At 62.0% G+C, this 25,418-nt stretch carries 24 protein-coding genes; 7 read left to right on the top strand and 17 right to left on the bottom strand.

What is annotated here, in order from left to right; genetic code table 11:
* Positions 1-46: 46 nt before the first annotated feature.
* Genes J3P79_RS09120 through J3P79_RS09105 form a run of 4 tightly spaced genes read right to left on the bottom strand, consistent with a single transcriptional unit; the run spans position 47 to position 2,644 of the window.
* Positions 47-1,360 (bottom strand): sensor histidine kinase, encoded by a 1,314-nt coding sequence (locus J3P79_RS09120; RefSeq protein ID WP_434609852.1) that lies wholly within the window; start codon positions 1,358-1,360, stop codon positions 47-49.
* Positions 1,357-2,025 (bottom strand): response regulator transcription factor, encoded by a 669-nt coding sequence (locus J3P79_RS09115; protein ID WP_434609850.1) that lies wholly within the window; start codon positions 2,023-2,025, stop codon positions 1,357-1,359. Before J3P79_RS09115 ends, J3P79_RS09120 begins: the two co-directional genes overlap by 4 nt.
* The gene (locus J3P79_RS09110; RefSeq protein WP_434609849.1) at positions 2,025-2,336 is read right to left on the bottom strand and encodes a PepSY domain-containing protein; all 312 of its coding nucleotides are present in this window, start codon (positions 2,334-2,336) and stop codon (positions 2,025-2,027) included. The genes J3P79_RS09115 and J3P79_RS09110 overlap by 1 nt, the downstream gene beginning before the upstream one ends.
* A complete protein-coding gene (locus J3P79_RS09105) occupies positions 2,336-2,644 on the bottom strand; it encodes a PepSY domain-containing protein (protein WP_434609847.1) in 309 nt (102 codons plus the stop codon). Before J3P79_RS09105 ends, J3P79_RS09110 begins: the two co-directional genes overlap by 1 nt.
* Before the next feature lie 152 nt (positions 2,645-2,796).
* Between J3P79_RS09105 and J3P79_RS09100 the strand changes: the two genes are divergently transcribed.
* From J3P79_RS09100 to codA, 6 genes are all read left to right on the top strand, one after another.
* Positions 2,797-3,876, top strand: a complete 1,080-nt coding sequence (locus tag J3P79_RS09100) for a patatin-like phospholipase family protein (protein ID WP_434609846.1) — start codon at positions 2,797-2,799, stop codon at positions 3,874-3,876.
* Between the two features lie 108 nt (positions 3,877-3,984).
* Complete coding sequence (locus J3P79_RS09095) at positions 3,985-4,272, top strand: type II toxin-antitoxin system Phd/YefM family antitoxin (protein ID WP_434609844.1); 288 nt, start codon at positions 3,985-3,987, stop codon at positions 4,270-4,272.
* Positions 4,268-4,549 carry a type II toxin-antitoxin system RelE family toxin gene (locus tag J3P79_RS09090; protein ID WP_434611411.1) on the top strand — a complete coding sequence of 94 codons (282 nt, stop codon included), beginning with the start codon at positions 4,268-4,270 and terminating at the stop codon, positions 4,547-4,549. The genes J3P79_RS09095 and J3P79_RS09090 overlap by 5 nt, the downstream gene beginning before the upstream one ends.
* Before the next feature lie 109 nt (positions 4,550-4,658).
* A complete protein-coding gene (gene queD / locus J3P79_RS09085) occupies positions 4,659-5,015 on the top strand; it encodes a 6-carboxytetrahydropterin synthase QueD (RefSeq protein WP_025212792.1) in 357 nt (118 codons plus the stop codon).
* Between the two features lie 263 nt (positions 5,016-5,278).
* Positions 5,279-6,550, top strand: a complete 1,272-nt coding sequence (gene codB, locus J3P79_RS09080) for a cytosine permease (protein WP_434609842.1) — start codon at positions 5,279-5,281, stop codon at positions 6,548-6,550.
* Between the two features lie 12 nt (positions 6,551-6,562).
* Positions 6,563-7,810 carry a cytosine deaminase gene (codA, locus tag J3P79_RS09075; protein WP_434609840.1) on the top strand — a complete coding sequence of 416 codons (1,248 nt, stop codon included), beginning with the start codon at positions 6,563-6,565 and terminating at the stop codon, positions 7,808-7,810.
* 4 nt (positions 7,811-7,814) lie between these two features.
* Here the strand turns inward: codA and J3P79_RS09070 are convergent, their stop codons facing one another.
* Positions 7,815-8,807 (bottom strand): diaminopimelate epimerase, encoded by a 993-nt coding sequence (locus J3P79_RS09070; protein ID WP_434609839.1) that lies wholly within the window; start codon positions 8,805-8,807, stop codon positions 7,815-7,817.
* Between the two features lie 181 nt (positions 8,808-8,988).
* Here J3P79_RS09070 and J3P79_RS09065 point away from each other — a divergent pair, with 181 nt between their 5' ends.
* Positions 8,989-10,140: an MFS transporter gene (locus J3P79_RS09065; protein ID WP_434609837.1), complete on the top strand. Its 1,152-nt coding sequence runs from the start codon at positions 8,989-8,991 to the stop codon at positions 10,138-10,140.
* A gap of 49 nt (positions 10,141-10,189) precedes the next feature.
* Here J3P79_RS09065 and J3P79_RS09060 read toward each other — a convergent pair whose 3' ends face one another.
* The 12 genes from J3P79_RS09060 to J3P79_RS09005 form a co-directional block, all read right to left on the bottom strand.
* A complete protein-coding gene (locus J3P79_RS09060; protein WP_434609836.1) occupies positions 10,190-12,628 on the bottom strand; it encodes a TonB-dependent siderophore receptor in 2,439 nt (812 codons plus the stop codon).
* Positions 12,629-12,726: 98 nt separating this feature from the next.
* The gene (locus tag J3P79_RS09055; RefSeq protein ID WP_434609834.1) at positions 12,727-13,698 is read right to left on the bottom strand and encodes a FecR family protein; all 972 of its coding nucleotides are present in this window, start codon (positions 13,696-13,698) and stop codon (positions 12,727-12,729) included.
* A gap of 38 nt (positions 13,699-13,736) precedes the next feature.
* Complete coding sequence (locus J3P79_RS09050) at positions 13,737-14,237, bottom strand: sigma-70 family RNA polymerase sigma factor (RefSeq protein WP_434609833.1); 501 nt, start codon at positions 14,235-14,237, stop codon at positions 13,737-13,739.
* Between the two features lie 139 nt (positions 14,238-14,376).
* Complete coding sequence (locus J3P79_RS09045; protein ID WP_434609831.1) at positions 14,377-15,552, bottom strand: hypothetical protein; 1,176 nt, start codon at positions 15,550-15,552, stop codon at positions 14,377-14,379.
* Between the two features lie 11 nt (positions 15,553-15,563).
* Complete coding sequence (locus J3P79_RS09040) at positions 15,564-15,986, bottom strand: HPF/RaiA family ribosome-associated protein (protein WP_434609830.1); 423 nt, start codon at positions 15,984-15,986, stop codon at positions 15,564-15,566.
* 160 nt (positions 15,987-16,146) lie between these two features.
* Positions 16,147-16,587 carry a carboxymuconolactone decarboxylase family protein gene (locus J3P79_RS09035; protein WP_434609828.1) on the bottom strand — a complete coding sequence of 147 codons (441 nt, stop codon included), beginning with the start codon at positions 16,585-16,587 and terminating at the stop codon, positions 16,147-16,149.
* A 137-nt stretch (positions 16,588-16,724) separates the two neighbouring features.
* Positions 16,725-18,167 (bottom strand): mechanosensitive ion channel domain-containing protein, encoded by a 1,443-nt coding sequence (locus tag J3P79_RS09030; protein WP_434609825.1) that lies wholly within the window; start codon positions 18,165-18,167, stop codon positions 16,725-16,727.
* A gap of 133 nt (positions 18,168-18,300) precedes the next feature.
* Positions 18,301-19,167, bottom strand: coding sequence for a pirin family protein (locus J3P79_RS09025; RefSeq protein WP_434609824.1), 867 nt, complete (start codon positions 19,165-19,167; stop codon positions 18,301-18,303).
* A 144-nt stretch (positions 19,168-19,311) separates the two neighbouring features.
* Positions 19,312-19,926 (bottom strand): response regulator, encoded by a 615-nt coding sequence (locus J3P79_RS09020; RefSeq protein WP_434609822.1) that lies wholly within the window; start codon positions 19,924-19,926, stop codon positions 19,312-19,314.
* A 111-nt stretch (positions 19,927-20,037) separates the two neighbouring features.
* Positions 20,038-20,460 (bottom strand): response regulator, encoded by a 423-nt coding sequence (locus J3P79_RS09015; protein ID WP_434609820.1) that lies wholly within the window; start codon positions 20,458-20,460, stop codon positions 20,038-20,040.
* Positions 20,461-20,612: 152 nt separating this feature from the next.
* The gene (locus tag J3P79_RS09010) at positions 20,613-23,873 is read right to left on the bottom strand and encodes a transporter substrate-binding domain-containing protein (RefSeq protein ID WP_434609818.1); all 3,261 of its coding nucleotides are present in this window, start codon (positions 23,871-23,873) and stop codon (positions 20,613-20,615) included.
* A gap of 187 nt (positions 23,874-24,060) precedes the next feature.
* On the bottom strand, positions 24,061-25,395 hold the full coding sequence (locus J3P79_RS09005; protein WP_434609817.1) for a lysine N(6)-hydroxylase/L-ornithine N(5)-oxygenase family protein: 1,335 nt from the start codon (positions 25,393-25,395) through the stop codon (positions 24,061-24,063).
* Positions 25,396-25,418 lie beyond the last annotated feature (23 nt).

Below are 25,418 nucleotides of genomic sequence, written 5' to 3'. Positions count from 1 at the left end.
GGTCATGCGGCGGGTTTTGCGGTAACGCCGTCACTATTGTGGGAGATCAGCGCTTGGGCAATTCGATCACGACCTTCAACCCGCCCCACTCGCTGTCATCCAAAGCCAACATTGCGCCCCAGGTGTCGACGATGTCCCGCACGATGCCCAGTCCAAGGCCGTGGCCATCGGTCTGCTCATCCAGCCGCGTGCCTCGGCTGAAGACCTGGTCACGCCGCTCCGGGGGAATGCCCGGGCCATCGTCCTCCACAGCCAGGCTGAACCCCTCGGCCGTCTCGGCAATGGTCAGGCGCACTTCGGCGTCGGCCCATTTGCAGGCGTTGTCCAGCAGGTTGCCCAGCAGTTCCAGCAGATCTTCACGATCCCAAGGCAACTGCAAGCCAGGCGGCGCGAGGTAGGCCAGGTGCAGGTGCTCGCCATGGATCATGTTCAGCGTTGCCAGCAGCCCCGGCAGTTCAGCGTCGCAGTCCAGGTGCGCGCCGGGCAAGGCATCACCCGACAACCGGGCGCGATTGAGCTCGCGGTTCAAACGCTGGCGAACCTGCTCCAGTTGGTCGAGCAGCAGCTTGCGCAGTTCCGGATAAGGATCGAGCTTTTCGTTCGAAGCCAGGCTTTGCAGCACCGCCAGCGGGGTCTTCAGCGCATGGCCCAGGTTGCCCAGGGCGTTGCGCGAACGCTTGAGGCTGTCTTCGGTATGGGCCAGCAGATGGTTGATCTGCGCCACCAGCGGCTCCAGCTCCCTGGGTACTTGTTCGTCAAGTTGCGAACGCTGCCCTCGCTGCAGTTGCGCGATCTGCTCCCGGGCTTTTTCCAACGGACGCAATGCGCGATGTACCGTCAGGCGCTGGAGCAACAGGATCAGCAGCAATCCCGCCACGCCGAGACCCAGGCCGACTTGCTGCATTCTCAGGAAACTGTCGCGCACGGGCGTGTAGTCCTGGGCCACGCTGATGGAAATCGCCTGGCCCAGGCGCCGATAGTCGGTGCGCAGTACTAGCAATCTCTGGCCTTCGGGGCCCAGTTGCAGGTTGCTGTGCAGGCCCGGATGGTCGAGCCGGGGCAGCTCCTGGTCCCACAGGGAGCGGGAGCGCCAATGCTCGTCGGCGAAATCGATGCGGAAATAGTGCCCCGAAAACGGCCGCAGATAGGCGGGCGACAAGCGCCGCTCGTCCAACTGCAAACCTTGCGGGCCGCGCACCAGGGCCACCAGCAGGTTCTCGCTGTCGTTACGCAGCCCCGCTTCCAGGTAACGCTGCAAGCCCAGCTCGAACAACCACAGGCTGGTCTGTGCCAGGACAAGGCCGACCACGACCATCACACCGATCAGCCCAAGGCTCAGGCGCCGCTGGATGGATCTCACTGCGCCTGCCCGCCGAACAGGTAACCCTGGCCGCGACGGGTTTCGATCACGCTGCGCCCCAGCTTGCGCCGCAGATGGTTGACGTGGACTTCAAGCACGTTGGAATCACGCTCGGTTTCACCGTCGTACAGGTGCTCGGCGAGATGACTCTTGGAAAGGATTTGCTCGGGGTGCAGCATGAAATAGCGCAACAGACGGAATTCGGCAGCGGTCAGTTGGACCTCCGCTCCGTCACGAACCACGCACTGGCGCCCTTCATCCAGGTGCAACCCGGCCGCCTGGAGCGTCGGTTGGTTGGCCTGGCCGTGGGAGCGACGCAGCAGCGCCTGGATGCGCAGGTGCAGTTCTTCAGGATGAAAGGGTTTGGTCAGGTAGTCATCGGCCCCGGCCTTGAGCCCTTCGATGCGCTCGGCCCAGGAGCCGCGAGCGGTGAGGATCAACACCGGTGTGGCCAGGCCACCGGCCCGCCACTGCTTCAATACTTCGAGCCCCGGCACCCCAGGCAACCCAAGATCGAGGATGATCAGGTCGTAGGGCTCGCTGGTGCCCTGATAGATCGCATCCCGACCATCGGCCAGCCAATCGACCGCATAACCCTGCCGGGCCAGCCCGGCCATCAGCTCGTCGGCCAGGGGAACGTGGTCTTCCACCAAGAGCAGGCGCATCAGTCTTCCTTATCTTTGAGTAAACGGCCGGTTGCGGCCTCAAGGTCCAGTTCGCGCACGACGCCGTCGGTATCCAGCAGCTCGACTTCATAAATATAGACGCCGTGCTTTTCCTCCAGCTCGGCCTCCAGCAGCTTGGCGCCAGGATGGCGGTCCAGCGCTTGTTGCAACAGTTGCTCCAGCGGCAGGATCACGCCCTGTTGGCGCAACTGCAGGGCTTCGTCCTGGTCCAGGTCCCTGGCCAAGGCGAGTGAACAGAACGCCAGCAGCGCCAGCGCCCAGCGACTGCGGGCGCGTAGATTAAACTTCATTAGGTATCCTGATGATTCTTGAGCACCTCGCCGCTAGTGGCGTCGAGTTCCAGGTCCCACTCGATGCCGTCGGCATCACGCAGGTCCACCTTGTAACGGTACTTGCCGTATTCCTCTTCCAGCTCGGTATCGGTCACTTCCGAGCCGGGATGTGTGGCCAGGGCAGCAGCCTGGAGCTTTTCGAAGGACAGAATGGTACCAGCGTCCAGCAGTTTTTTGATCTCATGGTCATGGAGGTCTCGCGCTTGAGCCAAGCCAGCGCCAAGGGCCATGAGTGTCGCGAGAATAAAGGCAGTCAGGCGGTTCACGGGTTCTCTCCTTTTTATAATCGTCACCGGGAAACTGTATCGGGGTGAACTTAACTGAAACTGAATTGCCATCATGGGACACACATCAATGTGGAAGCTCCACCGGGTCGTGTGTCGCTATAATCAGCCGCTTGCCAGTATTAGAGACCGGTATGACCGCCATCCATATCAAATTCCCAGCGCTCACTCTCAAGGCCGGTCCCCGTGCCTTCAAGCGAATCCGCGAGGCGGGCCTCAAGGCCGCCGACGTTGGCATCCTGCCCGGCGCCGCCGGTGGCCCAAAAGCCTTGGGCATCCAGGGATTGGACCTGGCCCTCTTCGGCGAATGGCTCCCTGCCGCGCCTCGGGAGCGGTCGCTGATCGGCGCTTCGGTTGGCTCCTGGCGCTTTGCCAGCGCCTGCTTGCCGAACGCCGCCGAGGGCATCAGCCGCCTGGGCACTTTGTATAACGAGCAGAGTTTCGCCAAAGGCGTGACCATGGCCGGCGTCAGCCAAAGCTCCCAGCGCATGCTCGACGATCTGCTGGAAGGCCGCGACCTGACGATCCTCGACAACCCGCATTACCGGCTCAATATCATGGTGGTCAAGAGCCACGGCTTGTTGGCGATGGATCACCGAGGCAGGCTGGGCCTGGGTTTGTCGTCCGTGATCGCCGACAACCTGCGAGGCCGTGCACGCCTGTCGCGACATTTCGAACGGCTGATCGTGCACGACCCAAGGCTGGCCCCACCGCTGCACCCACTGACGGACTTCCCGTCGCGCTTCGTACCGCTGGTCGCCGATAACCTGCGCCAGGCATTGCTGGCGTCGGGCTCGATCCCGATGGTCATGGAAGGCGTGCGCGACCTGCCAGGCGCCGGCGCGGGCACCTACCGCGACGGCGGTCTGCTGGACTACCACCTCGACCTGCCCTACAGCGGCGAGGACATCGTCCTCTATCCCCATTTCACCGACCGGGTCATCCCTGGCTGGTTCGACAAGGGGCTGCCATGGCGCAGGGGCAACGCCGAGCGCCTCCAGGACGTGCTGTTGCTCGCCCCGTCGCGCGAATACCTGGCCCGCCTGCCCTACGGCAAACTGCCGGATCGCAACGACTTCAAGCGTTTCATGGGCGATGACCCGAGCCGCCGTAAATACTGGCGCACGGCAATGGACGAAAGCCGCCGGCTCGGCGATGAGTTCCTGGAGCTGACGGCCAACGGTGGTTTGGGCGAGCGTTTGCTGACCCTTTAGTCAGCATGCTCGCGCATTACAGCGGTAAAGGCGCGACGTCCTGGATTAGAGCTTGTCTGAACGAGTCAAATAAGACCAAAATAAAGCCCTTTTAAAGGAGCCAATTTCATGCAAACCGTTTTGGCTGATGTGGCCGTCAGCGTATCTGAACTGAAAAAAAATCCATCTGCGGTCCTGAGCGGAGCGAACGGTTCGCCTGTGGCTGTGTTGAACCATAACCGCGTGATGGGCTACATGGTACCAGCCGATGTCTACGAGGCGATGATTGAACGCCTGGATGAGCTGGAGTTGGCCCAAGTGGTCAAGGCACGGCTCGAGGCCAACGAAACGCCCGTTCGGGTTTCAATCGATGATCTGATTGGCGAGGCTGAGGCTGATATAGCCAATGGGCATTGAGTACGGCGTTGAATGGGACCCAAAGGCCCTGAAGGAACTCAAGAAACTGGACGGCGCCATCCGTCTACGGCTATTGAAAAAACTTCGCGAACGACAAGAGTACCCCCGTGTACCGGGCGATGCCCTTCACGGAATGAAGGATTGCTACAAGATCAAGTTGCGCGGGGCTGGGTATCGACTCGTCTATCGAGTTGAAGACGAAAGGATCGTCATCCTGGTGGTAGCGATCGGCAAGCGAGAGCGTAGCAACGTCTACGCTTCGGCAAAGACCCGCTAGGAAGACTGCATTTGCTGACCCTTTAGTCAGCATGCTCGCGCATCACGCGAATCAACCTGATAAACTCCGCCGCCTGCCTCGCGACCGCTACCTTAAAGAGCCTGAACCTGTGGAAATCTTCAAAGAATTCACCTTCGAATCCGCCCACCGCCTGCCCCACGTGCCCGAAGGCCACAAGTGCGGCCGCCTGCATGGCCACTCGTTCAAGGTGGCGATCCACCTCAGCGGCGACATCGATCCGCATACGGGCTGGATTCGCGACTTCTCGGAAATCAAGGCGATCTTCAAGCCGCTCTACGAGCGCCTGGACCACAACTACCTCAACGACATTCCTGGGCTGGAAAACCCGACCAGCGAGGTCCTGGCCAAGTGGATCTGGAATGAATTGAAGCCGTTGCTGCCGGAACTCAGCGCCATTCGCATCCACGAGACTTGCACCAGCGGCTGCATCTATCACGGCGAATAGCCAAATCCCTTGTGGGAGCGGGCTTGCTCGCGAAGGTGGCGTATCAGCCAATGAAGTGACATACGACCTTCGCGAGCAAGTCCGCTCCCACAAGGAGACCCCATAACCCCTGAGGTCTGTGTTCCAACTTGAATCACTGCCGCACCGCTTTTGATCCCTCCACCCACCCTATTCCAAGGATTTGTCTATAAATAACCGGCGATCACTCGCTTGGCACGGCCGCTGCACGCTTGCGATATTTCCCCATCCGCAAGGACCGCCACATGACCCAGAACGATCCCGGTAACGACTACCCGTTGAGCGAAGTCCCGATGAACGCCCGCAAGGGCTTGGCCTCCACAGCCATGGTGTTGCTGGGCTTCACGTTTTTCACCGCCACCATGTTCGCCGGCGGCAAGCTGGGCGTGGCGTTCGGTTTCGCTGACATGCTCGGTGTCATTGTCATCGGCAATCTGCTGCTGGGCCTTTATGCCGCGGGCCTGGGTTACATCGCGTTCAAGAGCGGGCTCAATTCGGTACTGATGGGCCGCTTCTGTTTTGGCGAGGTGGGCAGCAAGCTCAGCGATTTGATCCTCGGCCTTACCCAGATCGGCTGGTACGCCTGGGGCACGGCCACCGCGGCGGTGGTACTGGGCAAGTATTTCGAGTTTGGCCAGGGGACTGTGCTGGGGTTGATGGTGCTGTTCGGCCTGGGGTTCTGCGCCACGGCGTATATCGGCTATCGCGGGCTGGAGATCCTCTCGTACGTCGCCGTACCGGCCATGCTGTTGTTACTGATGCTCTCGATGTGGGTCGCGACGCAGAAGATCGGCGGCCTCGACGGGCTGCTGGCGGTGGTACCCACTGGCAGCCTGGACTGGTCGACCGCGATCACCCTGGTTTTCGGCACGTTCGTCAGCGGTGCCACCCAGGCAACCAATTGGACCCGGTTTTCTCGTTCGGCGAAAGTTGCGGTACTGGCGAGCCTGATCGGCTTTTTCCTCGGCAATGGCCTGATGGTGCTGATCGGCGCCTACGGAGCCATCGTTTACCAGCAACCCGACGTCGTCGAAGTGCTGTTGTTGCAAGGCTTCGCCATGGCCGCGATGGCGATGCTGCTGCTCAACATCTGGAGCACCCAGGACAACACCATCTACAACTTCGCCGTGGCCGGTTGCAACCTGCTGCGCACTCGCCGACGCAGGGCGGTCACGCTGGCTGGCGCAGCGATCGGCACCCTGCTGGCGCTGCTGGGGATGTACGACATGCTGGTGCCCTACCTGATCTTGCTCGGCACCGTCATCCCGCCGATTGGCGGGGTGATCATGGCCGACTTCTTCTTCCGCTGGCGTGGACGCTATCCGCGCCTGTCAACGGCGCATCTGCCTGCGTTCAACTGGCCTGGGCTGGGTGCCTATGCGGTCGGCACCGTCGCCGCTTTCAACTCGCCCTGGGTCGCGCCACTGGTAGGAATCGCCACCGGCGCGCTAACGTATGTGTTATTGATCGGCGTAACAGGCACTCGCTCCGCTGACGCGCCCCTCCAAGACCTATAAAGGATTCGCCTGATGCACATCATCAACGCCCGCCTGCGCAACCGCGAAGGCTTGCATGAATTGCACCTGGAAAACGGCCTGATCGCCAGCATCGCCCGCCAGACCGAGGCCCCCAGCCTCGGCCCTGAAGACATCGATGCCGGTGGCAACCTGGTCGTGCCGCCCTTCGTCGAGCCGCACATTCACCTGGACGCCACGCTGACCGCCGGTGAACCGCGCTGGAACATGAGCGGCACACTGTTCGAGGGCATCGAGTGCTGGGGCGAGCGCAAGGCCACCATCACCCACGAAGACACCAAGAGCCGCGCCAAGAAGACCCTCCGGGCCCTGGCCGCCCATGGCATCCAGCATGTGCGCACTCACGTCGACGTGACGGATCCAGCGCTCACGGCGCTCAAGGCAATGCTCGAAGTGCGCGAAGAAAGCCGTCATCTAGTCGACATGCAAATCGTCGCGTTTCCCCAGGAGGGCATCGAATCCTACCGCAACGGCCGCGAGCTGATGGAAGAAGCGATCCGCATGGGCGCCGACGTGGTGGGCGGTATTCCGCATTTCGAGTACACCCGCGACCAGGGCGTCAGTTCGGTGAAATTCCTCATGGACCTGGCCGAACGCACCGGCTGCCTGGTGGACGTGCATTGCGATGAAACCGACGACCCGCACTCGCGCTTTCTGGAAGTGCTCGCCGAGGAGGCCCGCAGTCGCGACATGGGCGCACGCGTGACGGCCAGCCACACCACGGCCATGGGCTCCTACGACAACGCCTATTGCGCCAAGCTGTTCCGCCTGCTCGGGCATTCGGGTATCAGCTTCGTATCGTGCCCGACTGAAAGCATCCATTTGCAAGGACGCTTCGATACCTTTCCCAAGCGCCGCGGCGTCACGCGGGTCAATGAGCTGCTCGAAGCCGGGATGAACGTATGCTTCGGCCAGGACTCCATCGTCGACCCGTGGTACCCGCTGGGGAACGGCAACATCCTGCGAGTGCTCGAAGCGGGCCTGCACATCTGCCATATGCTCGGCTATCGCAACCTGCAGAGCGCCCTGGACCTGGTCACCGACAACAGCGCCAAGGCCATGTCCCTGGGCGAGCGCTACGGGTTGGAGCCTGGTCGCCCCGCGAACCTGCTGGTCCTTTCGGCCGACAGCGACTACGAAGTGATCCGCAGCCAAGGCCTGCCGCTTTACTCGATTCGCAATGGCGAAGTGTTGATGAAGCGGCAGATGCCGGTGGTGGAGTTCGGGCTGCAACTGGCCTGAAGCCCTACGGCAAAAGCCGCGCCGCACCAAACAACCTGACCCGCATCAGCTCACCCGCCTTTTCTTCCAGCAGGATCGGCGCGGTGCCACCCGGCATCACGACCCTGACCACCCCGGCCTTCACCCAACCCACCCGCCACGCAGCACTCGCCACGGCGCTGGCGCTGGTGCCCGACGATGCGGTAGGGCCTTCGCCGCGTTCGAACACCCGCGCAACGATTTGCCCTTCGCCTTCGCGCCACGCCCATTGCAGATTCACCCCCGCCGTACAAGGAACTCCCGACCCACCGGGCGCCGCAAAGGCAATATCGGTCAAGGGCTGCGATAACACCTCGGCACGCATCTGCGAAAGACCCGGCAACGCCTCCAAATCATCGACCAACGTCACGCAATGAGGATTGCCAATTCGCACGAACTGGCTAAAGCCCCATGCCGTGTCCAACACATGGAGCGCGGGCACACGGCTCACTTCGCACTGATTGAATAGCACGCTTTCGATGCCTTGAGCAGCCACCGCCCGGGGACCGAACAGCGGTGCGCCCAAGTCCAGCCAGAAGCCATGGGCTCCTTCGAATTCAGCAGCGCGAACCGAGGTTTGCAACGGTGAGGGGCCTTCGGCTTTGTCGTGATGGACCTGTAGCAAGCAATCCTCACCGCCGGGCAGCAGACCTTGCTCCTGCAAGGCGAGGGAAAAAATCGTCAAGCCATTGCCGCTACGCTCGGCCAGCGTCCCATCGGTATTGACGATCAACACATCGAACGGCGGCCCGTCCTGGAACGGGCCAATCAGCAGACCATCACTGCGATGGGCCTTGGCATGCGGCGGCGCCTCGCCCGGCGCCCATGCGCAAAAAGCCCGCACGGCGGCAGCGCTCCAGGTTTGGCGCGTTTGCGCGGCCTGGGCGGCAGATAGCGGCAGGTCGATTCCCTGGGCACGGACTTGCCACGGTGAAACGACTCCATAGAGATTGCCACGTGCGTCGTAGAACTGTGCCATTGACCAAACCCGGATCGACCAGCAAGGGCCGCTACTGTATGCCGGCGAAGGCTGCGGGGGCAAAGCTTGCCGGCCACCCGGACATTCGCGTCGGCACCTTGGGGTCGCAGCGAGGTCAGTGGATATGCAAGCATAGGCCCCTGCCCGCTTCACCGCACCGCACGAAAGCCAAGGACGATTCATGACCGCTATTACCCCGCCACCTACCTTTGCTCCAGGCCGCCTGGAACAGATGTCCACCCGTATCGCCTATCTCATCGCCGGCATCGGCATTGCCGCCTGGGCACCGCTGGTGCCTTACGCCAAGGTGCGGGCGAACCTGGATGAAGGCACCCTCGGGTTGCTGCTGCTGTGCCTTGGGGTCGGGTCGATCCTGGCGATGCCGATTTCCGGCGCCCTGGCGACACGGTTCGGCTGCCGCCGGGTGCTCAGTGGCGGCACGCTTTTGGTCTGCCTGGCGTTGCCGTTGTTGGCAACGATGAGTTCCTTGCCGTGGCTGGTGACGGCGTTGTTCCTGTTTGGCGCCGGGCTCGGCACCGTGGACTCGACCGTGAACCTGCAAGCGGTCATCGTCGAGCGCGCCAGCGGCAAGACCATGATGTCGGGTTTCCACGGCATGTTCAGCCTCGGCGGGATCATTGGCGCCGCCGGTGTAAGCGCCCTGCTCGGCCTCGGTCTTTCGCCGCTGGCGGCGACGCTGGTGGTCAACGCCGTGCTGTTGGTGGCGCTGTTCAAGGCGGCGCCGCACTTGCTGCCCTACGGCAGTGAAAGCTCGGGACCGGCGTTTGCCATTCCCCACGGCGTGGTGCTGTTTATCGGCATCCTGTGCTTCATCGTGTTCCTGGCCGAAGGCGCGGTGCTGGACTGGAGCGCCGTGTTCCTGACCACCGAGCGCGCGGTGGACACGGCCTACGCCGGGCTGGGTTACGCCGCGTTTGCCCTGACCATGACGGTTGGCCGTTTGACGGGGGATTCGGTGGTGCATCGGCTGGGGGCCAAGCGCGTGATCATCTACGGCGGGTCGATCGCGGCCGCAGGATTCCTGATGGCGACCGTCGCGCCCATGTGGCAAGCGGCGCTGCTGGGCTACGCGTTGGTCGGTGCCGGGTGCTCGAACATCGTCCCGGTGCTGTACACGGCTGTTGGCAAACAGACGCTGATGCCCGAAGCCATCGCCGTGCCGGCCATTACCACCATCGGTTATGCCGGCATCCTCGCGGGGCCGGCATTGATCGGGTTTGTTGCCCATGGCAGCAGCCTGGGCTTCGCGTTCGGCTTGATTGCGCTGTCGTTGGTGGCGGTGGCGGCCAGTGGGAAGGTGTTGAAAGTCTGAAGCCTTGTCGCTTTCCCGTGGCGAGGGACGCCTCAACCTTGAGGCTTGATCAAAACCCCACGCTCGCCTGCACGAAGAACGTCCGCGGCGCGCCGACGTAGAGGCCCGAGTTGTTGTCGCTGGAACGGGTGTAGTACTGGTGATCGAACAGATTCTTCACCCCAGCGCCGACTTTCAGGTTCGACAGTTGCTCACCAAAGTCGTAGCCGGCCCTTACGTTCCAGAGCATGTAGCCGGGCATGTCGCCGTACTGGCCATCGGCGCTGCCGTCGGTGATGTAGTTATCCGTGAAGCTGCCGTCGGGATTGACGCTGTTGCCCGGCGAACGTTGCCTGGACTGGGCGAAACCGTCGAGGTTGTAGGTCCAGCGATTGACCTCGTAGCGCAGGCCTACGTTGGCCACCTGGCGTGAATAGAACGGCAGGTCACGGCCCTTGAAGCTTGGGATATCCCCTTCATAGGTCGCGCGGGTGTAGGTGAAACCTGCATTGGCGGTCAGGCCTTCGAGGCGCGGATCGAGCGCGGCCATGTCGTAGTGCACCGAGGCCTCAAGGCCCTGGTGCTTGGTAGCGCCCATGTTGGTCCAGCCGACATCGTTGCTGATGTACTGCAACTCGTCGTCGAAGTCGATGTAGAACAGCGTCACTTCGCCGCCCCACACGTCATCGTTGTAGCGCGTACCGATCTCGTAGGTCTTGGCCTTTTCCGGGCTCAGGCCATTGGCGGTGTTGTTGCCATCGCCGCCCTGGCCCAGTTGGAAATATTGCAGGCTGCCGAACGAGGTTTCGTAGTTGGCGAACAGCTTCCAGGCGTCGGACAGGTGATACATCACGCTCAGGGCCGGCAGCGGTTCGTTGCTGTCGATGCTACGGCGCTTTTCCTGCACGGGACGGCCGGCGGTGTCGAGTACCGGACGGTCGTGCCATTGCGTGCTGATGCTTTCGAAGCGAATGCCTGGGGTGATGGTCCATTTGCCCACATCGATCTTGTCATCGATGTAGACCGCGTGGGCTTCGGTGCCACCGGTGCGGTCCTGATAAACGTGGCCGTCGGAACCCGGACGCACCACCGGTTCGTTATTGCGCAGCGCCAGGCGGCTGGCTTCTTCGTGCATGCCTTCCTTGAGGTAACGATAACCGACGCTGGCCTCCTGGGTGGTGGATCCCAGGTCGAACACATGAGACACCCGGGGCTCGATGCCAAAGGTGTAATAGGTGCGCGGGTAGGACACGAGATTGCGCTGGTCCCGGGACGCGATGGTGCTGCCACGGTAGCTGTCGGAGTAATAGGTCAACACTTCCGCTTGGGTGCGATCGCTGATTTCACGAATCCACTTGAACGACACATCCTTGCGCCGACCGCTGAAGTTGTCCCAGTCCCGGTCGGACTGGTACGGGTCCGCGTCGTACTGAGCCTGGGTCAAGCCGCCAGGCATGTCGGCCTTGGCGTCGTAGTAGTGGAAATTCAGCGAGAAGTCATCGACCTCGGTCGGCGCCCAATGGGTCTTGAGAATCACGTCGTCGATGTCGTTGTCGTTGTTGCTTTTGCGATAACCGTTGCCGTTGACGCCGGAGTACAACAGCGCCACGCCCAGGCCGTTGTCAGCGGTGCCGCCGAGGAACGCCGTGTCGATGTGCTTCCAGCCGCCGCGTTGGGAAGTCTCCAGGGTGCTGCCGATTTCCCCGGTGGCTTTTTCCGGAATCGCACGGGTGACGAAGTTGATGACTCCGCCGACGTTCTGCGGCCCGTAGCGCACCGACCCGGCACCGCGCACCACATCGATGCTGTCCAGGTTGCCCGAGGAAATCGGCGCCATGGACAGTTGCGGTTGGCCGTATGGGGCAAATGCCGCGGGCACCCCGTCGATCAATACCGTGGAGCGTGGCGACAGGCGCGAGGTGAGGCCGCGCACCCCAACGTTCAGGGAAATGTCGCTGCCGCCCGTGCCGTTGGCCTCCTGCACTTGCACGCCGGGCACGCGACGCAGCACATCGCCGACGTTCATCGCGCCCTGCTCGACCATCGCTTCGCGGCGGACCACGGTCCGCGCGCCGGCGTGGTTCTGCACCACTTCGGCATTGGCATCGCCGAGCCAGTCACCGACCACCTGGATGTCGGTGGTGCCCAGCTCCAGCGGGCCACCGGTGGACGCCGATGGGGCCGGCAGGACGGTCACCGAGCCGTCATCGATCTGGTATTGCAGGCCGCTGCCCTGCAGCAACTGACCCAGGGCCGCCTCCGGGGACAGGTTGCCTTCCACCGCCGGGGCTTGCCTGCCGGCGACCAGCTCCGGGCTGAAGAACACCTGCAGCGAGGTCTGCTGGCCAAGCTGGCTCAGCGCCTGGCCCAACGGTTGCGCCTGGATATGAATGGCCGTGGCGGCTTGGTCGGCGAAGGCCTGGGGCAACCCGGCGCTGACAGCCAGGGTCAGGGCTAGAGGCAGCCAGCGTGCGGAAAGGCATCTGTTGTTTTTGGCGGGAGTTTTCACGTCGAACCTTGTCCTGTCGAATCGCAGAAATACGCGTCTGTTAATGCAAACCAGTTGCAGTTGGACAAGAAGACGAAGAACTCGAAAAAAACCTGAATCTATTTCGAAATAATTTCCTGACTGCCGTCGTCCAGGGTGCGCACGGCCACCGGCAGGATATTCGGCAGGGCCTTGAGCAACGCCTCGGGATTGTCCGAACGGAACACGCTGGTGAGGCGCAAGTTGCCCACCGCGGCGTTGGCGACCCGCAGCGGTTTATCGCGATAACGGGACACTTCCTCAACCACGTCGCTCAACGGCGCGTTATTGAACACCAGCTTGCCGTTGCGCCAGGCCGTGAGCTCATCGGCATTGATTGCGTAGGGCGCGGCGACCTTGCCCTTGGCATCGATCCGCGTACCGAGGCCAGCGGTGAGGTTGACGGGGAAATCGCGTCCCTGGACCTTGACGCTGCCCTCTTCCACCGCGACCCGGGTACTGCCGGCATCGCGGCGCACATCGAAGCGCGTCCCGGTCACCGTCACTTGGCCGTTGCCCGCATCGACGGTGAATGGACGACCGGCATCATGCTCGACCCGGAACAACGCTTCGCCCTCGACCAGCTCCACCCGGCGCTTGCGATCCTCGAAAACGACGCGCACATGGCTTCGGCTGTTGAGGTCGACCAGCGAGCCGTCCGGCAGGGCCACGTGCTGGCGTTCACCGAGGACCGTAGCGAATTCGCCGCGGTAGTCACTCGAAGCGCCCAAGCCACTGAACAACCCCAGCCCGACAGCCACCGCCAGCAATCCGGCGGCCACGGCATAGCGCAGCAGGGGTCGGCGTTTCGGCCGCTCGGCGGGCGCCTCGCACAACGCTTGCAAGCGCTCCCTGGGCAACAGATCCGTTGCGCTCCAGATGCCTTGAAGCAATTGGATCTCGTCGCGATGGTTGGCGTGCTCATCCAGCCAGGCCTCGAAACGCTGGCGCTCCTCGACGCTCATGACCGGGTTTTGCAAACGCACGAACCATTGCGCCGCCTCGTCGCGAACCCTGCTCTGCCCGCACGGGCATTCACGGCTATCCATCATGGAAGGGTCCTGTGGCTCAGGTGGAAGAGGACGACGGGTCATTGATCTGGCCCGTCCAGGCGATCACGCAGATGGCGCAGGGTGCGGATCATATACTTTTCCACCATGTTTTTTGACAACCCCAGGCGTTCGGCGATTTCCGCCTGGGTCAGCCCCTCGATCTTCTGCCAGACGAACACCGTGCGGCAATTGGCCGGCAATTCGGCAAGCGCCCGCTCGATGGAGTCCGCCAGTTGGATCGCGTGCATGTAGTGCTCCGGGTCGCCCGCAAGCGATTGACAGGTGTCGAACGCCACTTTCTCCAAGGCGCCTCGTCGATCTTCCCGCCGATAACCGTCCACTGCAATATTGCGCGCCGTCTGGTGCAGGTAGGCCCGTGGCTGCTCTACTTGCCTCGAATCGGATTCGAGCACCCGCACGAAGGTGTCGTGGGCCAGGTCCTCGGCCTGCTGGCGATTGCGCAGGCGGCGGGTCCAGGTGCCGATCAACTCTTCGTAATGCTCGAGAAAGCCGGGTCTGCGTGGCAGCTTGGGGATCATCGCGGCGCGCTGTGGAGACGGGGCGTGAATAGTAATGCTTCCTATTAATAGGAAGCAAACGCCGCCCGACCGGCTGGTGCGAAATAAAACTGTGGGAGCGCGCTCGCTCCCACAGGGCTCGACTTATATCAGGGGTAGGTCAGAACCGGCACACCGCCGCCGCCCCGGTGTCGGTTGGCATGACATGCTCAGGCGGCACCACGACGACTTCGCCGCCTTGGCGGGTCACCGCCAGGATCAGTTCGTCCAACACATCCGGCGCCTGTTCATCGCCGGTCTCGTCGATGATCAACCGGCCTTTGTCCGGGTCTAGCTGGCCAGGCACCTGCCGTTCCGCCTCCACCAGCAACATCGCGACGCGGCCTTCCCAGGCAGCCTTGGCGATCTCGGCCAGCTTGTCCTGCGCACGTCCTTGCCCGACCGCGACGCCATAGCGGTTCAGGCTGTCGACCACTTGATCGGCGTGGCTGTGGGCCATGAGCTTGGCGCATTGGAGGCGCAACTCTTCGACGCTCAGCCGCGAAGGATCGCCCTCGATTCCCTGCGCCAGCAGGTGCTGGTTATGACTGACGGCACGGAACACCGCCTGGTTCTCCGGCAGCGCCACCAAAATCATCGGCAGGCCTGAAGGTTGCGAATGGTATTGCAGGATGGCTTTGTCCACGGCGCGGAAAAACCGCTCGCGATCCAGGTTGATTTCGTCCTGCTTACCGCCGCCAGCCGACTCGTGCATCATCGCATCGCCCCGTTCGCCGCTGCGGCTGAAACCATTCGGGAAGCCCTGCTGGTCACCCGACGTCAGCTCCTCGCCCAGCGCCTCGTTCTGGTTGCGCGGGACCTGTTCGGCCAGCTCGATTTTTTCCAATTGCTCCGAGGAGCCTTCATAAAGCCAGACTTCATTGCGGGTCAGGCACAACGCTTGATAACGCTCGGTGGACTGGACCAGGCGCAACAACGGCTTGAGATAAGGATGGCTGTTGGCAAACGCACATTCCGGCAAGCGCTGGCTCACCGAGATGACTTTGAAATAGTCGCGGGCACCGAACACCGCGATGCCGTCGCGATTGGAATTCCAGATCTCCTGGTCCTCCACCAGTGCCAGGAATGGCGCCAGCAACGGCGCACAATCCATGCCAGGGTGCTGTTGTTCCAGTTGGGTCTGCAGGTCGCGCACCAGGTTTTTATAGCGGATCGGGTCCTGGTTGCGCTCGGGGAAGGTGCGGTGGGTGGGCATGTACAACGAAAGGCTCGGCTGTTCGTCGAACGCCAGGAGCTCGGCCAGCACCTGGCGGCTGAAGGGTTGATGAGCGGTCATGATCGTCTCCTTTATTCTTTGCCACGAGCCTCTTGGTTTTCGAGGAAGTCCTCCTCCAGCATGGCGTCCACCATTTCCGGTGGCGCCTCATCGACCGGTGCGGTCACGCGGCCCATCGATTCGACGGCGGGGTTGAGCTTGCCGATCTGGTGATCGAGCGCATGCAGCATTTTCTCCGCAGCGCCCTCCACCGCCAGCTCCAGACTCTCGGCCTTGTGACTGACCGACAACGATGAAAGGCCCTGCACGCGTGCCTCGATCTGGCAGCGCTTATCGGCGTCACCGCCCTTCTGGGCATTTTCATCGCTGACGTGAATTTCGACGCGGGACAGGTGGTCTTCGAAACGCTGTAGCGCGTCCACCACTGTACTGCCGACCCATTCCTGCAAACGGGCACTGCCTTCTATATGGTTGCTGTTGACTTGAACTTGCATGATCGACTCCTTTGCAAAAGACGGCTGACGCCGCCTGTTGTAGGTAGAAGAAGATCAAACGGGCGAAGTTCCCGGCGCGGGATGACTGGACCCTGGGCGGCTGATGAGGACCTCTGCGGGAGCGAGCAGGCTCGCTCCCGCACGGATCATCCCAACAGGATCAAGCCTCGGGCATTTTCCGAAAGCCCACCGCCAAGCGGTTCCAACCGTTGATGGCGTTGATCGCCACGGTCAGGTCGACCATTTCCTTGGGCGTGAAGTGCTCGTTCAGCAACGCGTAGTCGGCGTCGGGCGCATGGGTCTCGCTCAGGCGCGTCAGGGCTTCGGTCCAGGCCAGCGCGGCGCGCTCACGGCCGGTGAAGAAAGGCGCCTCGCGCCAGGCGGTCACGGCGTAAAGGCGTCGCTCGGTCTCGCCGTCCTTGCGCGCGTCTGCGGTGTGCATGTCGATGCAGAACGCACAACCATTGATTTGCGAAGCACGCAACTTGACCAGCTCGATCAGGGATTTTTCCAGGCCCAGTTTCGAGACCGCGTTCTCCAGGGCCAGCATCGCTTTGAAGGCGTCAGGGGAAGCGGTATAAAAATCGATACGCGGTTGCATGATGAACTCCTGAACAATGGGGTGTGGCGCTACGTTAGCCCTGCGCTGGCGCCGGACAAATAGCCAATTGTTGGGAAGTTCGGGTGGCCAATGGACGCCAAGGAGCCCCTGCAAATAACCCGTGCTTTCGAAGGGTGTCAGGCCCGGCTGCGCAACCATTGCAAGAAGCGCTTCTTGGCGACCGGCTTGGGCAGTTCGCGGGTCAGGTTCTGGGCCAGGTGGATGCGCACGTCCAGCAGGTTTTTCATGGCGTCGCCGATGTCGCGACGAGCCTCGAGGCAAGGCTTGAGGTAGCTGTTCTCGATGCGATACAGCGTGCAGAAAGTCTTGGCATTGAAATTGGCAAACGCCGCTTGCTCGGCAACGACCCCGGCTTCACCGATCACCTCCCCCGGCCCCATGCGCCCGCCCTCGATGGGTTGGCCGTTGCGCAAAAGGCTCACGCTGACCACGCCGGATTCAATGATGAATAGATGGTCGCTGACCTCCCCGGCCGCCAGGATCACATCGCCGGCGCGGAACGTCTGCAGGGTCATGTTCTGGCTGAAAGTGTCTTTTTCGTCCGGGCGCAGCGTGGAAAAAATGCTCGAACTTTCCAGCAACGCCCGGGGACGCGACACCGCCATCGCCGCCGCGCTTTCGCTGCTGGACAGCAGGCTCACGCCCGATGCGTGCAAATGCCGGAACGCCAGGTCGAATAGTTGATTGCGCACCTCGCGCTTCTGCCCCATCGAGGCCACGAATCCGCTGATCTCATATTCTGCCCCGGCGCTGCCAGTGTTTTTCAGCGTGACGCTGGGGGCCGGGCTGGCGAGCAACGCACGGCAGCCGATCATCGCCCGCTCCAGCGCTTCGATCACCTTTTGCGGTCGCGCATGGGGGCTGACCTGGACGCTGATGGACAAGCCATGCATGTCGCTGGGTCGGCTGAAATTGACGATCTTGGCTTTCGCCGCCAACGAATTGGGGATTACCGCCATGCTGCCCTGGGAGGTCTGCAGTCGCGTGGCCCGCCAGTCGATGTCGGTGACCCGGCCTTCGGTGCCATCGATGGAAATCCAGTCATCGACTTGATACGGCTTGGTGGTGTTGAGCACGATGCCGGAAAACACATCGCTGAGGGTACTCTGCAAGGCCAGGCCGACGATGATCGCCATCGCGCCGGAGGTTGCCAGCACACCCTTGACCGGCAGGTCCAACACATAGGCCAACGCCGCGATGACCGCGACCAGGAAGATCACCGCGCCCAGCAGGTCCTGCAACAACCGCCCCGTATGGCCGACCCGTTGCATCATGACCGCGCCGATCATCACCGTCAGCGTACGCGCGGCAAACAACCACCAGGCAATCTGCAGGCCGGTCGCCGCCAAGTGCCGAGGCACGTCCTCGACCCACTGCGCGGTCTGCATCGGGTTGAGGCCCTCATTGAACAACAGCATGCTGAACAACATGAAAATCGTCAGTCGACCGCCGATTTTCCAGTACATCCGTTCGGCACTGACGAACCGCCACGCCAACAAATCGAGCACAAGCAACGCCAAGGCACTGAGCAGCGGATGGTCGGTGATCAGGGAGAACATCGGGGACAGCTCCAGGAGGGCGATTGGCGAAGATTGGCACAGAATGAACACGCTGTAGAGACCACCCACAGAACCCTGTGGAAGCGGGCTTGCTCGCTCCCACATTTGGATCGTGGTGGCTGTTGTTTAGCGTTTAGCCGTCCATCCGCCCGAAGCGCCCGGAATGGAAGTCTTCAAACGCCTGGTGGATTTCCTGCTCGCTGTTCATCACGAACGGACCATGGCCGACAATGGGCTCGTCGATGGGCTCGCCGCTGAGGAGCAACACCACGGCGTCGTTATCGGCTTGCAGATTCACCTGGTCGCCGGCCCGATCGAACAAGGCCAGTTGCCCCGCCTCGACCCGCTCGCGCCCATTGACCTGGACCGTGCCTCGCAGCACCACCAGCGCCGTGTTATGGCCCTCTTGCAAATCGAGGCTCAGGTCCTTGCCACCCTTCAAGCGGATATCCCAGACATCGATGGGCGTGAAGGTCTTCGCCGGGCCCTGATGCCCCTCGAAACTGCCGGCGATCAGCCGCAGGCTGCCGGCGTTATCCTTCAAGGCGATGTTGGGTATGTCACCCTTGAGCAGGGTCTGGTAGCCGGCCGGCGCCATTTTGTCCTTCGCTGGCAGGTTGACCCATAGCTGGACCATCTCCATGAACCCGCCCTGTCGGGCGAACGCTTCGGAGTGAAACTCTTCATGGATAATCCCTGAGGCAGCGGTCATCCATTGCACATCGCCGGGGCCGATCTTGCCGCCGCTGCCGGTGGAGTCGCGATGCTCCAGTTCGCCCTGATAGACGATGGTCACGGTTTCGAACCCTCGGTGAGGATGCTCGCCGACGCCCCGGCGCTCGGTGGTCGACGTAAACTCGGTGGGCGCCGCGTGGTCCAGCAGAAGGAAGGGACTGATGTGCTTGCCCAGGTTGTCGTAGGAAAACAGCGTACGGACCGGGAAGCCGTCGCCGACCCAATGCGGCCTTGGGCTGGTATAGAGGCCGATGATTCGTTTCAAGCTGCGTCTCCAAATCTGGTGTTGCGATTCGATGGACACAGCTTAAAACCCATACCGTTGATGCACCAGACTGCAAAAACCGGCCTAAGCGTTCTATCTGCAGAACGATGAATATCAACCAAAGGGTAAGATTGCGCCTGGAATCTAAAGCTGATTGCGCTTGGCAAACTCCGACAAGCCCACCAGAGAATTCAATCCGAGCTTTTCCAACAGGCGCGTCTTGTAAGTGCTGACGGTTTTCGGGCTCAGGAATAAAGTCTCGGCGATGTCCTTGCCGCGCATGCCCATCGACAGCATCCGCAGGATTGACAACTCACGGGTGGAAAGGCTCTCCAGGGCCTTCTGCTCGGAACGTTGTTGCAGGTCCAGCCTGACGGACGTCTTCGGAAAATAGGAATAGCCGGACTTCAAGGCATGAATGGCCTTGATCAGCTCCTTCAGGTCACTTTTCTTGGTCACGAACCCCCTGGCTCCGGCCGAGATGCACCGGTTGCAGAAATGCTGGGCATCCTGGGAGGTGAACACCAGCACCGCGCAATCGGGAAACTGACCGGTGATCCAGACGAGCAAGTCCAGGCCATCGAAACCGTTCATCACCAGGTCCAGGATCACCACGTCCGGGTTTTCCTGCTTGATCCATGCACGGGCATCGGAGACGCCGCTGACCTCGCTGATCCGGCTGAATCCCTCGTTCTCGCACACCAGCCGCAGCGCCCCTCGAATGACCGGGTGATCGTCCACAATTAATACTTTTTTCAAGGAAGCTCCCAAGGCAATGCAAACGGTGCCGACGCCATGACTGCATCGACGGTGACACAGGTAAATGGCAACGCCACCTGTAAGGTCTGACAGTGCGGACCAGTGGTGCAGTCAGGTTCCGTGACGCTGTCCGACGGTGCGGGCCCAGGACGGAACCGACTCGTTGGCGGCCGGGTCGATGCTTTTCATCAGGCGCTGCACCAGGACCGCATCGGGCAGCCGGGTGCTGCTCACCTGGAGAAAAGGTCGGGGCGTGGTCGGGATGCCTTGCTGGGCGTTATAGATCAATGCATGACGAACCTGCGGGTAATCGAGGAAGAACCCGGGCAGGTCCAGCGCATCGTTCGCAAGGTTGGCATTGATGAGGATCAGGTCGAACGGCTCGCAGCCGTAATCCACCAACGTGAGGAACTCATGCTCATCGCTCACGGGAGCGATGCGGAAATAGCCTTGATGATTAAACAGGCGTTCAAGTTGCATCCGATGATAATGCTCAGGATCGGCAATCATGATGCGTAGTGCTTTATTTGGCATGGCTGGCATTCCAATGGCAACGCGGCAGGGACGAACCGGCTCGGGAACGTTAAGTCGCGTCAGGCTAGAGGAAGGTCGTCAGAGGCGCTGTAGGACAATTCTCAAAAACCGAGGGAAAAAGCGCCAGTCGATCTACGGTTTTACGCATTGCGTCAGCGCTGACGGCTGGAAGCATCTCCAGGCCCCTTGTTTCCTCCGGCGTAAAGAGGCTTGCTTGCCAAGCGAACCTCCAACCGTTCAGTCAAATGGAGCATTGCCCGGCGCAACTCATCCACCGCGTCGGCGAGCGCTGTCACTTCACCCGCATGGCAGGCTATTTCCAAGACCTCGCAAGCGGCGATCAGCCGTCGAGCCTGGATGATCCTCGCACCGCCCTTGATCCGATGCGCGAGGTCGGCCAACCCGGACACGTCGTGGCGCGAAAACAATGACCGCAACCGCGCCTTGTCCTGGGCATTGCTGGCGACCAGCTCCACCAACAGTCTCTCGATCGAAGCCCAGTCGCCGCCAGTCAACTGCTCAAGGCTAGTCAAATCGAAGTCCTCGGCATCGGCGCCGTTGGCCGCGACCAATGCCAGGCGCTCATCCAATTGCTTGAGGCTAAGGGGTTTGAACAGGCAATCGTCCATTCCCGCCGCAAGGCAACGGTCCTTTTCCTCGGGCTGGGCATTGGCCGTAAACCCGATGATCGTGGTCGCCGGCAAGCCGCGGACGCGCTCGTCGTCGCGAATGGCGCGGGCCAACTCATAACCGCTCATCAGCGGCATGTTGCAGTCGGTGATGACCGCATCGAAATGCCCGGCGCGCCACGCACTCAAACCCTCGGCACCATCTTCAGCTTCCAGCACCCGGTGGCCCAGGTGGCTCATTTGCCGGACCAGCAACAGGCGGTTGGCCGGATAATCATCGACTACCAGGATGTTCAACGCCCGTGCCGGCACCATCGGCTGGACCTCGCCGACCGGCACTTCACTGCCGCCTTCAAGCAACGGCAACGCCAGCCGAATCTCCACCTGGGTGCCCTCCCCCGGCGCACTGTCGAGCTGCAACGTGCCGCCCATCATTTCGCACAAGGTGCGGCTGATGACCAACCCCAACCCGGAACCGCCGCGAGCCGCCTGGGTGCTGTCGCCCACCTGGGAAAAGGGACTGAACAGGCGTTGCTGGTCATGTACCGCAATTCCCCGGCCGGTGTCTTCGATCCGCAGGCGGATGGCCAGGCGCTTCCCCCCCTCTCCCGGTTCGGCTCGCAGAACCAGAAGCACCTGACCGTGCTCGGTAAATTTGATGGCGTTGCTCAACAGGTTCGAAAGCACTTGCTTGAAGCGCAGCGGGTCAATGGACACGTCCTGATTGCTCGCCGCATCAACATCCAGTTGCAGGCGCAACTGTTTTTGCCGGGCCAAGCCCTCGAACATCCTCGCCACGGCCTCGACCAGGGCCCGCAAATTGGCGCGCTCGGGTGTCAGCGACAGGCGTCCCGACTCGATGCGGGCAATGTCGAGGATGTCGCCGATCAGGTCCAGCAGGCCGTGGGCGGCACTGGAAGCCGCTTCGAGGCCGGAGCGGTCCACGACGCCTTGCTCTGCGTTTTTCTGCGCCATTTCCAGCAAGCCGATCACGGCGTTCATCGGCGTACGGATTTCGTGGCTCATGGTCGCCAGGAACGTGGTCTTGGCACGATTGGCACCATCGGCGCTGGCCTTGGCCTGGCGCAATTGCTCAAGCAACCGTCGCAAGTAGACAACCCAGCCCAATGCCAGCAGCAACAGCAGCGCGGCGATGGCGAACCCTTGGACAATGGCGGTGCGGTGGCGCAGCCAGTAACTGTCGTCGATCACCACTTCACTGCGCCAACGGTTGGTCAGCTCGTCCATTTCCTCGGGGGAAATGCTCAGCAGCGCCTTGTCCAGAATCGAATGGAGCTGCGCTGCATCCCGGCTCGTCGCAAAAGCGACGCGCACGGGCTCCGTGCCGACGGTACTGGTGACTTGCAGTTTCTCGCGGTACTGGCGAGAGATCAGGTAGCGGGCGCTGATCAGCGAATTGATCGCGCCGTCCGCCGTGCCCGCGGCGACCATGGCCATGGCGTCGGCCATGTTTTGCGCCGGCACCAGTTGTACCGAGGGAAACTGCTCCAGCAGGTATCCGCGCAACACGCTTGCGCGCACCAGCGCCAACCGCTTGCCGGCCATCCGGTCCATGGTCAGCGCGTCCTTCGCCTTCACCGGCACCACCAACACGAATGGATTCGTCAGGTAGGGGCGCGTAAAGCGCAACTCGTCTTCAAGCTCGGCGCTGGGAATCGCGGTTGCCAGGACGTCGGCCTCGCCGCTGGCGATCCGGTTGATCAGATCATCCACCGAGTCGCCACGCTGGATGTCGAATTTCAGCCCGGTGCGCAAGCTGATCCGGGCCAGCACATCGGCCCCGATGCCTCGCAGATGGCCTTGCTCATCGAAGAACGTCAACGGCAGGAAATTTTCGCTGACGGCCACCTTGATCCGCGGATGCGCATCGAGCCAGCGCTGTTCATTGACGCTGAAATGCAGCGCTTGCTGGCCCGGCACGCTCGCACCGCCGGCACTCCAACGCCGCAGGATGCCCATGCGCTCGCCGATCGGAATGGCCTGCAGCGCGGCATTGACGATGCGCAACAGACGTCGGTTGTCGCGACTCACCGCGAAGGCGAACGGCTGCACTTCCATGCGGGAAAAATCCACCAGTTGGATGTTGTTCAGATAATTCTTGCTGATCAGGTAATGGGCACTGATGGAATCTCCCAGATAGACGTCGGCCTGGCCGAACGCCACGGCGCCAATGGCGCTCAGCGTCGAGGGAAACAATTGAAGAGTGGCGTCGGGATAGAACGCCTCGACCTGGTCCGGTGGCAGGTAGTGATAGAGCATCGCCACCCGCTGGCCTCCCAGTCCTGCGGGCAGGTCTTCGCTGTCGTCGACACGGGCCACCAGCATGGGCACATCATCGGCATAGGCCTGGGACATCGCCAGCGCGGGATCGCTGGCTTCGAAGCCGTTGGCGGTGCCGAGCATATCGATTGCACCACTGCGCAGGGCCTGGAGCGATGCGTCCCGCGAGGCGTACCGCCGCACCTGGATCTCGACGTGCAGCAACTGACCGAGCAACTGGGCGTAGTCGGCCGTCAGGCCTTCGTAATCGTTGCCATTGCCGGTGATGCTGAATGGCGGGTAATCCGGTGCCGAAGCGCCCAGCAACAACGCGTCTTTGCGTCGCAGCCAAGCCCAGTCAGCCTCGTCCAGGGCCACCGAATAATCGCTCACAGTGGAACGCCCGAGCACTTGCAGCGACTCGGGTGTCGCGCCCACCTGTGGCGTCACACATGATAAGCCCAGCCCTATCGCGGCCAGGCCTGCGCGCAGGAACAGCATCATTCGATCAGGTTTCGCTTGGCGAAATCGGCCCGGAACGCTACATCAGCGACCGGCTGATCGGTTCGGACTGCCAATGCGAGGGAACAGCGAACCGTCCACGTTCCTCCCGGGACAACCAAGAGGCACGTGAGATCAGTGTAGGAAATTTCTGAATAATTTCCTGGGGATGTGCATGTGTCGGCGAGTGTTACGCCGTGGCCAGCTTCAGGTCACGCACCGAATGCTCCTGGCCACGATGCTTTGCATGCTCATAGAGCGAGCCGGCAATCTCATCGGCGCGCACCGGCAGGATCGACAACAACGTGTCGCTCAGGCCGTGGCTGGCCTGGCAGAAGCCCTGCATGTAGATCGCGGCTTTGCAGCGCTCATCGGTGATCAGCTTGTAGTTGCGGTCCACCTCGAAGTCCCCCAGATATTGCGCCAGCGGCTCCAGCAAGGTGCGGTGCATCTGGCGTTCGTACCCAGTGGCGAGCACCACCGCGTCGTAACGACGTACCGTCAGCTCGCCAGTGGCGTTGTTGCGCACCGCCAGCTCCACGCCATCCTGCGTCGCGGTGGCTTTCTCCACCGTGGTCAGCGTGTGGAACGCATGGCGAGCGATGCCAGAGACTTTCTGGCGGTAGAAAATTCCGTAGATGCGCTCGATCAGGTCGATGTCCACCACCGAATAGTTGGTGTTGTGGTACTCGTTGACCAGCCGCTCGCGCTCGCTGTGGGGTTGTTGGAAGACAAGGTCGGTGAACTCCGGCGAGAACACTTCGTTGACGAATGGGCTGTCATCCGCGGGCTTGAGGGCCGAGCCGCGCAGGATCATGTCGACCTGCGCCGATGGGAAGCTGTCGTTGAGATCGATGAAGGCTTCCGCCGCGCTCTGCCCGCCGCCGATGATGGCGATTTCCATCGGCTGGCCGCTCACGCACGGTTGGCTGGCCATTCGCTCAAGGTACTTCGAGTGATGGAACACCCGGGCGTCATCCTTGAACGTCTTGAACGCCTCGGGAATGCGCGGCGTGCCACCGGCACTGACCACCACCGAGCGGCTGATGCGCACGCACTCTTCCCCATCGCTGTCGCGGGAAATAACCCGCAGGGCTTCGACCTGCTGGTGATTCAGCACCGGTTCGATGCGCAGCACTTCCTCGCCGTAACGGCTGTGCGCGGCGAATTGCGCCGCCACCCAGCGCAGGTAGTCGTTGTACTCCATGCGGCACGGATAGAAAGTCCCGAGGTTGATGAAATCCACCAGGCGGCCATGGTGCTTGAGGTAATTGACGAACGAGTAAGGGCTGGTGGGGTTGCGCAGGGTCACCAGGTCCTTGAGGAAGGAAATCTGTAGCTCGCTCTGGGTCACCAGCGTGTTGCCGTGCCAGCGATAGTCAGCCTGTTTATCGAGGAACAGCACGTCCAGTTCGCCCTGCACCGGGCCACGCTCTTGCAGCGCGATGGCCAGCGCCAGGTTCGAGGGGCCGAAGCCGATGCCGATCAAGTCGTGAACGTGGGGCGCTGCAATTGCCTGAGTCATGTCCAGTGTCCTCTGGAAAAGCC

Origin of the sequence: Pseudomonas sp. R1-7, assembly GCF_051132105.1 — a bacterium.
Lineage (GTDB): Bacteria > Pseudomonadota > Gammaproteobacteria > Pseudomonadales > Pseudomonadaceae > Aquipseudomonas.
Note: the sequence above shows the minus strand (reverse complement) of the source record. Positions and strands in the feature narration are given on the sequence as shown.